At 62.0% G+C, this 14,109-nt stretch carries 13 protein-coding genes; 8 read left to right on the plus strand and 5 right to left on the minus strand.

Annotation, left to right across the window (positions count from 1 at the left end):
• Nucleotides 1-429 precede the first annotated feature (429 nt).
• Nucleotides 430-1,980: a glycosyltransferase family 39 protein gene (locus tag AC5ZG1_RS20640; protein WP_496134004.1), complete on the plus strand. Its 1,551-nt coding sequence runs from the start codon at nucleotides 430-432 to the stop codon at nucleotides 1,978-1,980.
• A 105-nt stretch (nucleotides 1,981-2,085) separates the two neighbouring features.
• On the opposite strand, the gene AC5ZG1_RS20645 is transcribed toward AC5ZG1_RS20640, so the two are convergent.
• Both AC5ZG1_RS20645 and AC5ZG1_RS20650 read right to left on the minus strand, forming a co-directional pair.
• Nucleotides 2,086-3,129, minus strand: coding sequence for a YcjF family protein (locus tag AC5ZG1_RS20645; protein WP_496133911.1), 1,044 nt, complete (start codon nucleotides 3,127-3,129; stop codon nucleotides 2,086-2,088).
• Complete coding sequence (locus AC5ZG1_RS20650) at nucleotides 3,126-4,589, minus strand: YcjX family GTP-binding protein (protein WP_463328149.1); 1,464 nt, start codon at nucleotides 4,587-4,589, stop codon at nucleotides 3,126-3,128. Before AC5ZG1_RS20650 ends, AC5ZG1_RS20645 begins: the two co-directional genes overlap by 4 nt.
• A 214-nt stretch (nucleotides 4,590-4,803) precedes the next feature.
• Between AC5ZG1_RS20650 and trhA the strand changes: the two genes are divergently transcribed.
• The 3 genes from trhA to AC5ZG1_RS20665 all read left to right on the plus strand — a co-directional run bounded on the left by trhA (nucleotide 4,804) and on the right by AC5ZG1_RS20665 (nucleotide 7,531).
• On the plus strand, nucleotides 4,804-5,499 hold the full coding sequence (gene trhA / locus AC5ZG1_RS20655; protein WP_496133912.1) for a PAQR family membrane homeostasis protein TrhA: 696 nt from the start codon (nucleotides 4,804-4,806) through the stop codon (nucleotides 5,497-5,499).
• Between the two features lie 31 nt (nucleotides 5,500-5,530).
• A complete protein-coding gene (locus AC5ZG1_RS20660; protein ID WP_456643637.1) occupies nucleotides 5,531-6,325 on the plus strand; it encodes an SDR family oxidoreductase in 795 nt (264 codons plus the stop codon).
• A gap of 252 nt (nucleotides 6,326-6,577) precedes the next feature.
• The gene (locus AC5ZG1_RS20665; protein ID WP_496133913.1) at nucleotides 6,578-7,531 is read left to right on the plus strand and encodes an alpha/beta fold hydrolase; all 954 of its coding nucleotides are present in this window, start codon (nucleotides 6,578-6,580) and stop codon (nucleotides 7,529-7,531) included.
• 26 nt (nucleotides 7,532-7,557) lie between these two features.
• Here the strand turns inward: AC5ZG1_RS20665 and AC5ZG1_RS20670 are convergent, their stop codons facing one another.
• Entirely contained in the window at nucleotides 7,558-8,205 is a 648-nt protein-coding gene (locus tag AC5ZG1_RS20670) for a winged helix-turn-helix transcriptional regulator (protein ID WP_496133914.1), read from the minus strand.
• A gap of 263 nt (nucleotides 8,206-8,468) precedes the next feature.
• Between AC5ZG1_RS20670 and AC5ZG1_RS20675 the strand changes: the two genes are divergently transcribed.
• The 4 genes from AC5ZG1_RS20675 (at nucleotide 8,469) to AC5ZG1_RS20690 (ending at nucleotide 12,186) form a co-directional block, all read left to right on the plus strand.
• Nucleotides 8,469-9,563: an NmrA family NAD(P)-binding protein gene (locus AC5ZG1_RS20675; RefSeq protein WP_496133915.1), complete on the plus strand. Its 1,095-nt coding sequence runs from the start codon at nucleotides 8,469-8,471 to the stop codon at nucleotides 9,561-9,563.
• A gap of 108 nt (nucleotides 9,564-9,671) precedes the next feature.
• Nucleotides 9,672-10,010: a MarR family winged helix-turn-helix transcriptional regulator gene (locus AC5ZG1_RS20680; protein ID WP_456643633.1), complete on the plus strand. Its 339-nt coding sequence runs from the start codon at nucleotides 9,672-9,674 to the stop codon at nucleotides 10,008-10,010.
• Nucleotides 10,011-10,079: 69 nt separating this feature from the next.
• Nucleotides 10,080-10,700, plus strand: a complete 621-nt coding sequence (locus tag AC5ZG1_RS20685; protein ID WP_456643632.1) for a DUF8737 domain-containing protein — start codon at nucleotides 10,080-10,082, stop codon at nucleotides 10,698-10,700.
• A 313-nt stretch (nucleotides 10,701-11,013) separates the two neighbouring features.
• Nucleotides 11,014-12,186 carry an alpha/beta fold hydrolase gene (locus tag AC5ZG1_RS20690; protein ID WP_496133916.1) on the plus strand — a complete coding sequence of 391 codons (1,173 nt, stop codon included), beginning with the start codon at nucleotides 11,014-11,016 and terminating at the stop codon, nucleotides 12,184-12,186.
• Here the strand turns inward: AC5ZG1_RS20690 and AC5ZG1_RS20695 are convergent.
• Both AC5ZG1_RS20695 and AC5ZG1_RS20700 read right to left on the minus strand, forming a co-directional pair.
• Entirely contained in the window at nucleotides 12,183-12,473 is a 291-nt protein-coding gene (locus AC5ZG1_RS20695) for a DUF3325 domain-containing protein (RefSeq protein ID WP_496133917.1), read from the minus strand. The two genes, AC5ZG1_RS20690 and AC5ZG1_RS20695, sit on opposite strands and share 4 nt — an antisense overlap.
• On the minus strand, nucleotides 12,470-14,047 hold the full coding sequence (locus AC5ZG1_RS20700) for a PepSY-associated TM helix domain-containing protein (RefSeq protein ID WP_496134005.1): 1,578 nt from the start codon (nucleotides 14,045-14,047) through the stop codon (nucleotides 12,470-12,472). The genes AC5ZG1_RS20695 and AC5ZG1_RS20700 overlap by 4 nt, the downstream gene beginning before the upstream one ends.
• Nucleotides 14,048-14,109 lie beyond the last annotated feature (62 nt).

Here is a 14,109-nt window from a genome sequence, read left to right on the forward strand (position 1 = left end):
CAACAGACCTGAACGAAACGAGAATTGTGTTACCTATGTCGTCGGTCTGAACTGTTACCTATGTCGCCGGTTGCTCATCGCATCGACAGATGCAATCCGGGTGAGGGGTCCCGGCCTCTCGAGGAACGTCCGCCCACAGATAGACCTGGACCCCTCACCCGGATTCCACGCGTGCCGCGTGAAATCCGACCTCTCCCAAGGGAGAGGTGGGAGCTCGCTGCTCCAGTCGCGCCCAAATTACACACCTGTCATGAGCCGGTCTTCCGGAACGCCCGCCTATCATTCTTTTCCCGCGACACGTTGACACCCCGCTGGGAGTCTAGGAAAAGCGCGGCCGTGACGAATATCCCGCTCAAAACCGGCCGCGCAACGCCGGACGACTATCCTTCCGCGCCGTCATGGCCCGTCGTGATCGCCCTGATCGCGGCGATGACGGTTCTGCGCCTGATCTATGCGGCCGTGCTCGACCTGCGCACGGACGAGGCCTATTACTGGACCTGGTCGAAGGAGAACGTGCTGTCGTTCCTCGATCATCCCCCCATGATCGCCTGGTTCATCCGCTTCGGCACCGCGATCTTCGGCGACACCAATCTCGGGGCGCGCTTTGCCGGCATTCTGGCGATGCTCGTGACCCAGCTCCTGCTCGCCGATATCGTCCGCCGCGTTACCCATGATTTCAGGGCGGTCGTGCTGGCGCTGCTGTTGCCGGAGGCCGCGCTCTATTACGGCCTCTTGATGGCGAAGGTCGCGCCCGACATCGCGATGATCCCGTTTGCGGTCGCGATGTTGTGGTCGCTGGTGCGGCTCACCCAAAGCGGCGAGCCGCGCTGGTGGCTCGCCGCCGGCCTGTTCGGTGGACTTGCGCTGCTCTCGAAATTCACCGCGATCATGCTGCTGCCGGCAGTCGTGGCGTTCATACTGGTGCCGTCCTGGCGGTGGCGCTGGCTCTCCAGCCCCTATCCTTATCTTGCCGTCGTGATCGCGATCCTCGTGTTCTCGCCGGTGCTGATCTGGAATTTCCAGCATGATTGGGCCTCGTTCCGCTTCCAGTCGGTGCGCGCCACCGCCGATCATCCGTTCTCGCTCCGCACCCTGGGTGAGTTTTTCGCGCTGCAGCTCGGCCTGGTCGGATTCGTGGTGCTGCCGGTGGTGCTGTCGGGCATCACGCTGACCGCATGGCGCGGCTATCGCACCGGCGAGCCGGTGGCGATCCTGCTCTCGACCGCGGTGATCGTGCCGTTCTTCTATTTCCTGTGGAAGTCGCTGACACTGCGGGTCGGCGACACCTGGCCGATGTTCCTGTGGCCCGCCGGCTTTGCCGCCACCGCCATCAACATCGCCATGCTCCCGCGCGAAGGTTGGCCGAAATGGATGATCCGCGCGACCATCTCCTGGGCGCGGATCGCGGTGATCTCAGGCATCGCCTTCGTCATCTGCGTGTTCGTCTACTATGTCGCGACGCCCTTCAATTTCATCGGCCGCACCGATCCGATCGGCGGCGAAGCCGGTTACGAGCAGCTCGCCGCGCGGGTCGAAGATCAATTGCAGAAGCAGGGCGCGAGCTGGATCGCGACCACTGACTACCGCACCTATGCGATGCTGCGCTGGTTCTTCAATGGCCGCGTGTCCGTGGTCCAGCTCAACGAGCGCGGCCGCTTCCAGGGCTTCCGCGATCCCGGCATGGACCGCATCAGGGATCACGCCGGCATCTATGTCGTGCGCGAGCTCGACAGCCAGATGCCATTTTTGGATGCGGCAGGCGCCGTGCGCCAGCCGCTCGAACGCGTCGAGCGCGTCTGGCGGGGCATGGTGATGGACAGTTTTTTGCTTGAGAAGCTGACCGGCTACACCCCCGAACTCGCGCCGCCACCGGATTCGCCGCTCTTCCGCTGGCGCGTGCTGGCGATATTGCTCGCGCCGGACGCGACCTGCACCTTCTCCCCTTGTGGGAGAAGGTGGCAGCCGAAGGCTGCCGGATGAGGGGTTCTCTCCGCGAGCGCCCATGCATGTGGAGAGAGACCCCTCACCCGACCGAGTTCGTTGCTGGCGCCGGAGCAGCCCTCTCCCACAAGGGGCGAGGGCACATCAACCCGCGCCACGCTCTTCGTCGTCGCGCTTGCGCAGCAAGTCCTTTGCAAGATCAGCCAGCGCCGGCCTTGGCAATGCGGTGAACGGCAACGGCCGGGTCACCTCGATCGCGGCGAGGCCGAGGCGGGCGGTGAGGAGGCCGTTGAGGACGCCTTCGCCGAGGCGCTGCGAGAGCTTGGCGGCGATGCCGTGGCCGAGCATCTGTTGGATCACGCTGTCGCTGGCGGCCACGCCGCCGGTGATCGCCAGATGCGTGATCACGTGGCGCATCAGGCTGAACATGCCGAGCGCGCCGGGCCGGCCGCCATAGAGATAGGCCAATTGCCGGATCATGCGCAGCGCCGCTACGAACACGAACAGCACGTCGATCGCCGCACGCGGGCTCACGGCCGTCACGACCGAGACCCGCTGCGCCGCCGATGATACCAGCCGGCGCGCTTCCTCATCGAGCGGCGTCATCAATTCGCGCTCGGCGAGCTTGATCATGTCGGCGCCGTCGATGATGTCATCGGCATGGCCTTGCAGCGTGGCGCGGGCGCGGGCGAGTTGCGGGTTCTCGTGCGCGAGCTTGAGCAGATCATTCACGATCGCGCGGCTTGCCGCGCGGTCGTCGCTGAGCAGCACGTCAGCGGCGCGCAGATGGAGTTTCTCGATCGTCGCCAGCCGCGCTAGTCCAAAGGCCTCGCGGCCGATGACGACGAGCAACGCGACCGTCGCGACCACGGCCAATGCGAGTCCGACGAAACCGAGCCCTTGGTTGCGCGCAAACAGATCCTCGATCAGGTGGATGACGCCGAGGCCGGCGCCGAGCAGCATCAATCCACCGGCCGCGGCCCAGAACAGCGTGCCCCAGCGGAAGCCGCGGCGCGCCGGCGCAAGCGACGCATCGACCGGCACCGGCAACAGCGCCGGGTCGGGCTCCGGCGTGATCTGGATGGTGCCGCGGGCGGGCCGGCCCTTCTCGTCCGCGTCGATCACGATTACGGAGGGGTCGTCGAGCTTGAAGGTCGCCGGCCGCCGATGGGGCGTTTTCTCGCTCATTGCAGTCGGTCTCCGATCAGGAACTGGAGCGCGCGGTCAAGACGGATATGGGGCAGGGCGGGTTCCTCGTCACCCTCCCGCACCAGCTTCGGAGGCCGAAATCGCAGGAAGCGGTAATCGGCCTTGTCGGCGGTCGCGCTGGACAGGCCGCGGAAGGTGCCCCTGAACAGTTCCTCGGGATCGGCGGGCAGGTCGCCCGGAAAGGTCGCGACCTCAGTCTCGCCGTCGAAGGCCTCGCCGTTGGCGGTCTCGCCCGGCGCCGGCGTGCCCAGGATCGACGGCAGCTTTTCGCGGCCGCGCGCCACCTGCGCTTCGCGGGTCGCGCGCACCGCGGCGAGCGCCACCACGTCGATTGCGGCGCCGGCAAATTCGGCGCGGTCGGCGGCCTTCGCCACCGTGCGCCGCAGGATCGCTTCCAGCCGGTCATGGCTCTGGTGATGCAGATGATCGGCCTTGGTTGCCGCAAATAAAATGCGGTCGATCCGCGGCCGGAACAGCGCGCTCAGGATCGTGCTGCGTCCGATGCGGAAGCAATCCAGGATGCCGGCCAGCGCGGCTTCGAGATCGTGCAGCGCCTCCGGCCCGGCATTGAAAGCGGCGAGCGCATCGACCAGCACGATCTGGCGATCGAGCCGCGCAAAATGATCGCGGAAGAACGGGCGCACCACGACGTCCTTGTAGGCCTCATACCGCCGCCGCATCATTGCCCATAGCGAGCCGTCGGGCGCGCTGCCATCGATGGGAACCTCGAGCGGCGCGAAGGTCAGCGCCGGCGAGCCGGCGAGGTTGCCCGGCATCAGGAAGCGGCCGGGCGGCAACAGGCTCATGGCAAAGCGTTCGTCGCGACAGGCACGAAGATAGTCGGTGAAGAGTTTCGCCGCCTTAAGCGCCGCCTGCTCGTCCTCGCGGCCTTCGGCATCAAGCGTCTTCAGATGCTCATGCCAGGGTGCGGCGAGTTCGGCGCGAAGCGGTTCGCGTGAAAGCGCAAGGCTCTCCGCCGACCACTGCTCAAAGCTCTTGCTCAGCAGCGGCAGGTCGAGCAGCCACTCGCCGGGATAGTCGACGATGTCGAGGGTGAGCGTGCGGTCCGCGCCATTTTGCCGCTGGTAGTCAATGACGAGGCGAAGCTCGCTGATGTCGGTGGTCGAGTTCGGCCAGCGCCGTTCCTCGACGAGGGTGCGGACATGGTTCTCATAGTCGAAGCGCGGCACCGCATCGTCGGGCTGCGGCTCCAGACGCGCCCGGGCGATCCGGCCCGAGGCATAGGCCTCGAACACCGGAAAGCGGCCGCCGCGGGTCAATCCATGGATCAGCGCCGTGATGAACACCGTCTTGCCGGCACGCGATAGCCCGGTGACGCCGAGCCGCACGGTCGGGTTGAAGAAACTGTCGCCATAGTCCCAGAGCGCCCGCGCCGACAGGCGCGCTTCCTCGACGATATCGGTGAGATTGAGGGCCATGCAGGCGAGGAGCAACCCGGGCGGGAGGAGGGCAGTTGGCGAACGATTATCCGCAAAATGGCAATTGATGGGCCAAAATCAAGCACTTCGTCAGTCTGCCGCTGGCGGCCCCGTTCATCGCCGGTTCAAAAAACAGCCACGACGATAGGGTACTAGATCGGCTAACCTCCCAACGCCGATGTCCCCTCGCTTCTACTGTGCGCGCCGACTGGTCATGACGATATTCCGACTGAAGCAACTCGCCTCCAATTCGATCCACGCGGCCGGTGCCGTGATCTGGAACTATGACCGCGCCGAACTGATCGCCGACGGCATCGTCCATGTCGTCGGCATCTGTTTCGGCCTGATCGCCGCCACCGTGCTGATCGTGCTGACGGCTATCTACGCGACACCGGGCGATGTCGCGGTGGTCTCGGTCTACGTTGCGGGCCTCTTGGCGATGCTGGTGCTGTCGGCGACCTATAATCTCTGGCCGGTGTCGCGCGCCAAATGGGTGCTGCGCCGGTTCGACCATTCGGCGATCTATGTCCTGATCGCCGCGACCTATACGCCCTTCATCATGGAATTGCGGGAGAGCTATTTTGCCATCGCGCTCCTGATCGGGGTCTGGTGCGTCGCGATTGTCGGCATCGTGCTGAAACTGACGCTGCCGGGCCGCTTCGACCGGCTGTCGGTCGGGCTCTATCTCGCCATGGGCTGGAGCGGGGCGATGCTCTATGATGCGGTGGTGAAGGTGCTGCCGGCGATGGCACTGTGGTTCGTGGTCGCGGGCGGCGTCCTGTACAGTCTCGGCGTGATATTCCACGCGTGGCAGCGGCTGCGCTTCCAGAACGCGATCTGGCACTGTTTTGTCTTGCTTGGCGCGGCCTGCCATTATACGGCGATCCTCGACCTCGTGCTCGCGAGTTGAGGCGCTGACAATTAAAAATCGGGAGGGCGCCATGCAGGTGGCAGAAAAAGTCGTGGTCGTCACCGGTGGCGGCAATGGCATCGGCAAGGCATTGTGCGAAGTGTTCCATCGCGCGGGTGCCGCCAAGGTGGTGGTGGTCGATCTCGACCATGCGGCCGCGGAGAAGGTCGCAGCCTCTGTCGGCGGCGCGGCGTTCAAATGCGATGTCGGGCAGGAGAAGAATGTTCTGCACGTGATCGAGGCGACCGAGCGGATGTTCGGCCCGATCGCGCTGTTCTGTTCCAATGCCGGGATCGGCGGCGGCTTCGATCCGCTCTCCGTGAACGCCGGCGGCACCTCCGATGAGCCCTGGGCGCGAAGCTGGGCGATCCATGTGATGGCCCATGTCTATGCCGCGCGGCATCTGGTTCCACGCATGAAGGCGCGCGGCGAAGGCTATTTCCTCAACACCATTTCGGCGGCCGGCCTGTTGTCGCAGGTCGGCAGCCCGGCTTATTCCACCACCAAGCACGCCGCGGTCGGCTTTGCCGAGAACCTCGCGATCTCGCATCGCGCCGACGGCATCAAGGTTTCGATCCTCTGCCCCCAGGGGGTCGACACCAACATGCTGCGCTCGATCCCGAAGGGCCCGCAATCCGGCGACGGCGACCTCACGGCAGAACAGGTTGCGCAGGACGCGTTGCGCGGCATCGAGCAAGAAACCTTCCTGATCCTGCCGCACCCGCAGGTGCTCGGCTACATGCGCAAGAAGACCGAGAACTACGACCGCTGGATCGGCGGCATGGCCAAGATCCAGGCCAAGATGCGTGAAGAGCACGGGAAGTAGGCGCAGGCGGCGCAACTCCCACCGTCATTGCGAGGAGCGACAGCGACGAAGCAATCCATGCCTCCACAAGCGGCGAGATGGATTGCTTCGTCGCTTCGCTCCTCGCAATGACGTGGAAAGAACGGCGCACTCCGCACGATCCCTCTGTGTGGATGAGGTCTCTCCGCCGTTACAGATGTAGCCACGCCTGGCTTGACCCAGGCATCCACGCTGCAGTTGAGTAAAGCGAAAACGGAAATCTGCGAGGACGTCATGGATTTCGTCACGGTGCGGAACGGATCGATCAACCTCAATGTGGCCGTCGCCGGCCGCGGTCCCCTGATCGTCTGCGTTCACGGGTTTCCCGAGCTCTGGTACTCATGGCGTCACCAGATCGATCATTTCTCGGCGCGCGGCTATAAGGTGGCGGCGCTCGACGTGCGCGGCTACGGGCAGAGCTCCAAGCCGCAGGAGATTGCCGCCTACACCATTCGCAATCTGGCCTCCGATATCGCCGCCGTGGTCGATCAGTTGGGTGACGGCAAGGCGATCCTGTTCGGTCACGATTGGGGCGCGCCGATGGTTTGGAATACCGCGCTGCTCTACCCGAGCAAGGTGACGGCGGTCGCCGGCCTCAGTGTTCCCTACATTCCCAGACGACCCGTGCCGCTTCTCGACACGTTCAAAGCCACCTACAAGGACCGCTTCTTCTATCAGCTCTATTTCCAGGACGAAGGCGTGGCGGAGAAAGAGCTCGAGGCCGACATCCGCGTCGCTTTGCGAAAACTCTATTTCGCCATCTCAGGTGGCGCCCCGCTCAACAAGTGGCTCGATCATAAACCGGTGGATGCGAAATTGCTTGACGGGATGATCGATCCGAAGCCGTTTCCGGACTGGATGAGCGAAAAGGACCTGCAGGTCTATGTCGACGCATTTCGCGCCGGCGGCTTCCGTGGCCCGCTCAATCGCTACCGGGCACAGGATATCGATTTTAGAGAATTGGCGGAGTTTGCCAACAAGCCCGTGACGCAGCCATCGTATTTTGTGGCCGGCGAGCGCGACGCGGTTCGCGCGTTCATTCCCGGCATGGATCTCTATGCGAACCCCGGGATCGGCTGCACCGACTTTCGCGGATCGGTCATTCTCCCAGGTATCGGCCACTGGGTGCAGCAGGAAGCACCAGCTGAGACCAACGCAGCGCTGGAGCGGTTCCTCGACGGGCTTTGACGGTTAAGGGCCAATATCCGTGCCTTCTATCGTCGCGCCTTCTGCGTGGGCTTCTTCCTTACCCTCCGCGTGAGCTTTTCTTCTTCAATACCTTTACGAGCCGCGCGCGGCCTGAGCTTCGCCCCTTGCATAGTCGGCGTGCCGCTTCGCGAGACGACGCCGTCATCGACCTTCTGCTTGTGGCGACGCTCAGTGTGGGACAGCCGCCAGCGAACCAAATCGTCCGCACCGGGGCCTTCTTTGATTGCGAGATCCAGGGCGCTGAGCTGCTCACCAGTGTTCTTGTCGATGAAACTCCACTCGACGTCGGCCCCGGTCTTTCGATTGACAAACTTCAGCGGCGGCGCTGAAGCGCCAGAGACGTCGCAGCGATCCCCGATCTGCGCGAGCACCGGCATCACAGAGGCGATTTGCCAGCCCTTTTGGGTCAACAGGTATTCAAATCGTTCCGGATTTACCTGATAGCGCCGCCGCTCGATCAGGCCATTGGCCTCAAGGTGTTTCAGCCGGTCGCTGAGCGTCGCATTGGTCGCGCCAGACGATTGGCGAAAGTCCTCGTATCGGTCGAGACCGAGGACAAGGTCGCGCAGGATCAGCAGACCCCAACGATCGCCGATCACCGCCATCACGCCGGCGATCGAGCATACCATTCCGTCGAAACCCTTCGAGCGCATCAACCATTTCCAGTTACGCGAGGATCATCGTCGCGCAGCTCTCATCATAAGAGCCAACTTAGGTCGGCAACACGGCAAATTCAACGAAGCGTGAGACGAGCCAGACTTTCTTGCTTTTCTGAGTCACTCTTATTATAAGAGTTATGGTCCAGTGACGAGTGCCGTCGTTTCGAATGACCGCGAAACGCCCGATCACCAGGCGAGGCTCCCGTTGGCCGGCCGCGACGCCGCTGCCAATCGGCTCAAAACCTGTGGAGATAACCATGCCCACGCACAGCACCTCCAAGATCTTCGTCATCGGCGGCACGGGCGCTCAGGGCTTGCCCGTCATCGGCGCTCTGGTCGCTGACAAGAAATATTCTGTCCGAGCCCTTAGCCGCGACCCTGCCTCCCGACGGGCAAATGCCCTTCGCGCACTCGGCAACGTGTCCATCCTGGAGGGAACGTTCGCGGACGAGGCCATATTGCGGGAAGGCTTCCGCGGTTGCGACGGGGCATACGTCAATATCGATGGGTTCAACACCGGCGAGAAGGCGGAGACCTATTGGGCAATCCGCAGCTACGAGATAGCCGTGGAAGAAGGGATCAAGTTCTTTGTCTATGGAAATCTGGACTACGCGCTCAAGAAGTCCGGTTATGATTCCAGATTCCGTGCGGGTCACTATGACGGCAAGGGCCGCATGGGCGAATGGATCTTGTTTCAAAACCAAGCGAACAAAGACAGGATGGGCGCGGCGGTGTTCACCACTGGCCCATACATGGAGATGGCAATCTCGGCGATGACGCCCATGACTCCTTCTGTGGAGGATGGTGTCGTGACGTGGCGAGTTCCGCTCGGCAACGGAGCCGTGCCGCACGTTGCTCTTGATGATTGTGGCTATTATGCCCGCTGGCTCTTCGACAACCCGGAGCGGGCGAATGGCATGAATCTCGAAGTCGCCATCGAGCATGTCGAGTATCAGAAACTTGCTGCGGCGTTCGCGAAGGTGACGGGGCATCCGGCTCAATACATAGATACGGACTTGGACGCGTACTGGAATGGCCCGCTGAAGGCGGCCGCTGACTTGCCCGCCGGATACAACGCGGATCCCAACGACAAAAGCACCATGAGTTTCCGGGATAACTTCACCGGGTTCTGGAACGTCTGGAAATACGGAGTCGTCCAGAGGGATTACGGGTTGCTGGATGAAATTCACCCCAATCGAATCAGGAGTGTCGAACAGTGGCTTCGGCGGGAAGATCAGTTGGGAAGAGAGCTTGGGAAGGGGAGCCTTTGGGAAAGAGTTCAACCGGAAAATTTGTACAAGTCGCCGCCGCTTCTGAAGCTGACTGAGGATAAGAGGAAGGGGACGCTTTAGGGTGAACGGATGAAACAGGACGATCTTACAGCGACGGATTTCTACAGGGCTTGCGTATGTCTCGGCCTGAACAGGGCCGCCCGCGCCACATCGCGGAGATACGACGCGATGTTCAAGCCCATCGGCATCACGTCCGGACAGTTCACAATCCTGTCCGCGTTGAAGCGCAACGAGCCGGTGCCGATCAGCGACATGGCCGATCTGCTCGGTATGGATCGCACCACCCTCACGCGCAACTTGAAGCCGCTCGAAACCATGAAGCTCGTTGCGATCCAGCCGGACGTGCGAGATCGTCGTATTCGTAGTCTGACGCTGACGGCCAAAGGCCGGCTACTCCTGAAACAAGCGGTGCCCCTCTGGCGGAAGGCCCAGAAAGAAAGCAACCGCCGCATAGGCGCCAATCGTTGGGACGAGCTCAGACCAACTCTGGACTTCTTATCAGCCTGACGAGCGGGAAGAAGCGTCACGCATTTTTGTGCTCAAGTACGTGTAACTACACCTAAAAGGAGATAGGTCATGGATCGAGAACTCGAGCTCCGCAAACGCCGCGGGACGCGCGTCTTGCTGGTTGTGCTGGCCATCTGGGGATTGGCGGTCGCCTTTGCCGCGGAGGCAGGATTCTATCGTGCCATTCCCCCGCTGTTTCTGGCTGCCATCATCGCCTTGGGGATTGTGGTGCCTATTATTATCTACGCAATGTCCGATGGCTTCCGTGCATACATCGAAGCCATCGGTCTACGATCGATAACGGCATTTCATATCTGGCGCATCGCGGCCGCGTTGGTTTTCTTCTGGTATGGGGCGCACGACCTCCTCCCGGAAGCCTTTGTTCGAAACGCGGGGTGGGGCGACCTCATCGCGGGGTTCTTGGCCCTCGGCGTTTTACTTCTGCCCGAGAGTCGCAACCGGTACTTGGCCTTCCACATCTTCGGCTTTGCTGATTTTGTCGTGGCGGTCGGTACGGGGCTGACCTTCTTCCTCCTCAACGACCCCCGCATGTCCGGCATCCAGACGCTGCCCATGGCGCTGATCCCGCTCTACGGCGTCGGCATTTCGGGTGCGAGCCACATCATGGCGTTTGACCTGCTGCGTCGTGGCCCAGGGAGCGAAGTGAAGCGCGCCGCTGTCCAGACATGAAACGCGTGCTCCGGAATCCACGAAGTCGTGAAAGGAAAAGAGATGACCAACTCAAATGTGAAGGCTCCGGCAGCGCAGGATCCGACTGCTGAGACGAGCTTCTTTAGATGGCTCTGGCAAGGCATTCTGCGGTTTGATGAAGCACTGAACTTTGACCCATGCAGCGACGTTGCGCGTCGGATAACGGACCTCGAGAGGCATATCGAAGCTTCGAAGATCCCGAATAGAACGTCTTCGCCGCTGCGATAGCACGCGCGGTGCACACGATACTGCACAAGGCAGTCCAATCATCGCCAACTACAGGGAATTCATCATGACGTCTCAACGTGCTCGCGCGGCAGCCAGCCTGCTGCTCGGTATCCTGCTTTCTGGAACGATGCTCTCAGGTGTGGGATTCGCTCAATCTAGTTCGCGATCTGCCGCGGCTGCCGGCGAGCCGGCGTCACCTTGGGACCAGCGTGTGAATCCCGCTGCCGTGCAAGCCGACGCCTGGTTTGACAACTATAAGTTCCGTGACGGGGAGACGCTGGCGCGCCTCAAGATTCATTATTCGACTCTGGGCACACCGCACCGCAACGCCAAGGGCGAGATCGACAATGCGGTCCTTGTTCTGCATTGGACCGGGGCAGACAGCCGCGCGCTGCTGAGCCCGACCTACACGAAGGCACTCTTCGATCCTGGTCGCGCGCTGGACGCGCAGCGTTACTATCTGATCTTTCCGGACAGTGTCGGTCATGGCCAATCCAGCAAGCCGAGCGACGGGTTGAAAACGAAATTCCCGAACTACGATTACAGCGACATCGTCGACCTCCAGCATAAGGTGGTGACGGAAACACTGGGCATCAAACATCTTCACGCCATTCTCGGCATGTCCATGGGTGGAATGAATGCCTGGCAATGGGCCGAGGCCTATCCCGACATGATGGACGGCGTGATGCCGGTGGTCTCGCTGCCGATCTCGGTTTCGGGCCGCAATCTCCTCTGGAGGCGCATGGTGATCGATGCGATCCGTGCCGATCCAGAATGGAAAAACGGGGACTATACGGAGACCCCGCGCGGTTGGATCATGGGGTACAACATTCTGCGCCTGATGATCGACAGCGCTCCCGCTCTTCAGCACGAAGTGCCTGACGGCCCCGCGGTCGATAAATTCCTGAGCGCCAACCGTCTCACAGCGGAGCATGTCGACGCAAACGATATTCTTTATTCGCTCAAATCATCATTCAGCTACGATCCTGAGCCTGAGCTTTCCAAGATCAAGACGAAGCTCTTCGCACTCAATTTTTCCGACGACGAGTTCAATCCTGACAAACTGCAAGTTCTCGAAAAGTCCGTTCCGAAGCTCGAACGCGGCCGTTACGCAGTTCAAGCGGGAACCCCGTCATCGCCCGGTCACTTCACCATGACACGGCCCGACCTATGGGCCCAGCATGTCGCCGAGTTCATGCAGTGGCTTGGCGATACGCCTTCTCGGGCGAGCAACTAGAGCAATTTGCGGCCAAACATCCTCGCGCGTCCGATCAGCCCACAAAACACGATGCCGGCAGCTATAGTGGCGTGACCGCTGAACATCACGAGGCCGAGGCTCCAGCCATGCCGAGCGACGAGAATGCCGAGCGCAAAAACCAAGGCGCATGCGCCGGCAATGCGATGGACATATGTCATGCTTGGCCGCAGGAGCCTGCCAAAGATATCGCGCTGCTGGCGAGTCGTGGCGAACGCCAGCGCGGTGAACCCTGTAAGGCACAGCGCAAAGGAAGGGAGATGACTCATCCTGTCGCCTCGCCGGACGCAACGGCGGCCAGAGCCTCGCGGCTCGTCTTGCGCCTGAACTGAGATCCGGTCTGCTGCCGAGCCGTGCGTATCGCCAAGACGGCATGGAGCGCAGCGAGCGCCCAGCACATGAGATCCACACCGGCAAAGACCCAGTCGCTTTCGGTGAGGCTGTGCCACAACGGACGCTGCGTCGTCACGGCGTTGAGGATCGGCAGGAGCAACAGCAGCGCCGATGCCGCCCATAATTGCTCGACCCAGGCTGACTTGGCGGGACGCACCAAGGCATGCAGCAGTGTCAGGGCCCAGACGATGAAGAACAGGTCAATCTCCCAGTTGGCGCGGCCTTCCAACGGGTGTGGCAGCAGGCGGTTGGCCCACAAGAATGCAGTCATTGCGATCGACAAGCCGGCGATGCACGCGATGTTCAGCCGCTCCACAAGACGGAAGCCAAAATAGGGGCGATCCGGGTCAGGCAGCTTCTGTCGCCGCTTCACGGTCCACATCACGAGGCCCGTGCCCACCATGGCCGTACCCATGAAGCTCACGAGAAAATACAGCCGCCGCGTGACGGTGTCGCTGAAGCGTCCCAAATGGAGCGCATAAAGGACGCCTCGGGTTTCGGCCGCAGCCCCCACATGCTCGCGCACTGCCAGCAGTTTGCCAGTGGCGCCTTCGAACTCCAGATATTGCGGACTCATGGAAACGCGGCCGGCTTCTCCCCGCGTCACAGCCACACGCGCCGCCGCATCTCCGGGATGAACCGCATTGACGCGCCCCACATTATCCCGGCCCCAGCGTTCTTGGGCCTGCCGAACCATATCCTCGACCGATGCCAGTGGCACTTTCTGCCCGTTGGGTTTGCCGGGCTGGATGAAGGCACTGAGTTCGGCGTTGAGTTGCTGTTGCTCCGCCGGGCTCTTGAACGCCACGCGCTCGCCCCACGGCATGTACAGCGCCATCAAGGTCACCAATCCGGTGTAGGTGATCATGAAATGGAACGGCAGCCCGAACACCGAAAAGGCGTTGTGGGCGTCCAGCCAGGAGCGCTGTCCTTTGCTCCAGCGGAAGGTGAAGAAATCGACGAAAATCTTCTTATGGGTGATGACGCCACTCACAATGGCCACGAGCATGAACATTGCGGCCGCACCCGCAAGCCATCTGCCCCACACCACAGGCATGTAGTGGAATTGGAAGTGGAAACGGTAAAAGAACTCACCGCCCAGCGTGCCGCGTGAGGTGACTTTCTGGCCGGTGGCGGGGTCGAAATTGGCTTCGTCAAAGGCACGGCCGCCCGGATTGCCTGTGGGTGTACGCCAGAAGGCGTAGACACTGTTATTGCGCGCGTCCGGCAGGCGCATGCTCCACTGCGAGGTTCCGGGCGCGATGTTGCCGAGTTCATCAGCAATTCGCTGCGCCACCACCGCCTGATCGGGCATCTGGGCTAGAGGCGGCAGCTCCGGTCGCATCCATTGCGACAGCTCGTCCTTGAAATAGGACACTGTCCCTGTGAGGAACATGGCATAGAGAATCCAGCCGAGCAGAAGGCCAGCCCACGTATGCAGGCTGGACATACTTTGCCGGATGCCGCGGCCGGCAACTTGCACATCGTTGTCCGTCTTCACGCCTCGGCCCT

The sequence above is a fragment of the Bradyrhizobium sp. Leo78 genome (assembly GCF_059512425.1).

Excerpts from the sequence above, each read along its gene's own strand:
- AC5ZG1_RS20640 (WP_496134004.1), top strand. The coding sequence starts at position 430 with ATGACGGTTCTGCGCCTGATCTATGCGGCCGTGCTCGACCTGCGCACG.
- AC5ZG1_RS20645 (WP_496133911.1), bottom strand. The coding sequence starts at position 3,129 with ATGAGCGAGAAAACGCCCCATCGGCGGCCGGCGACCTTCAAGCTCGAC.
- AC5ZG1_RS20650 (WP_463328149.1), bottom strand. The coding sequence starts at position 4,589 with ATGGCCCTCAATCTCACCGATATCGTCGAGGAAGCGCGCCTGTCGGCG.
- trhA (WP_496133912.1), top strand. The coding sequence starts at position 4,804 with ATGACGATATTCCGACTGAAGCAACTCGCCTCCAATTCGATCCACGCG.
- AC5ZG1_RS20660 (WP_456643637.1), top strand. The coding sequence starts at position 5,531 with ATGCAGGTGGCAGAAAAAGTCGTGGTCGTCACCGGTGGCGGCAATGGC.
- AC5ZG1_RS20665 (WP_496133913.1), top strand. The coding sequence starts at position 6,578 with ATGGATTTCGTCACGGTGCGGAACGGATCGATCAACCTCAATGTGGCC.
- AC5ZG1_RS20670 (WP_496133914.1), bottom strand. The coding sequence starts at position 8,205 with ATGCGCTCGAAGGGTTTCGACGGAATGGTATGCTCGATCGCCGGCGTG.
- AC5ZG1_RS20675 (WP_496133915.1), top strand. The coding sequence starts at position 8,469 with ATGCCCACGCACAGCACCTCCAAGATCTTCGTCATCGGCGGCACGGGC.
- AC5ZG1_RS20680 (WP_456643633.1), top strand. The coding sequence starts at position 9,672 with ATGTTCAAGCCCATCGGCATCACGTCCGGACAGTTCACAATCCTGTCC.
- AC5ZG1_RS20685 (WP_456643632.1), top strand. The coding sequence starts at position 10,080 with ATGGATCGAGAACTCGAGCTCCGCAAACGCCGCGGGACGCGCGTCTTG.
- AC5ZG1_RS20690 (WP_496133916.1), top strand. The coding sequence starts at position 11,014 with ATGACGTCTCAACGTGCTCGCGCGGCAGCCAGCCTGCTGCTCGGTATC.
- AC5ZG1_RS20695 (WP_496133917.1), bottom strand. The coding sequence starts at position 12,473 with ATGAGTCATCTCCCTTCCTTTGCGCTGTGCCTTACAGGGTTCACCGCG.
- AC5ZG1_RS20700 (WP_496134005.1), bottom strand. The coding sequence starts at position 14,047 with ATGTCCAGCCTGCATACGTGGGCTGGCCTTCTGCTCGGCTGGATTCTC.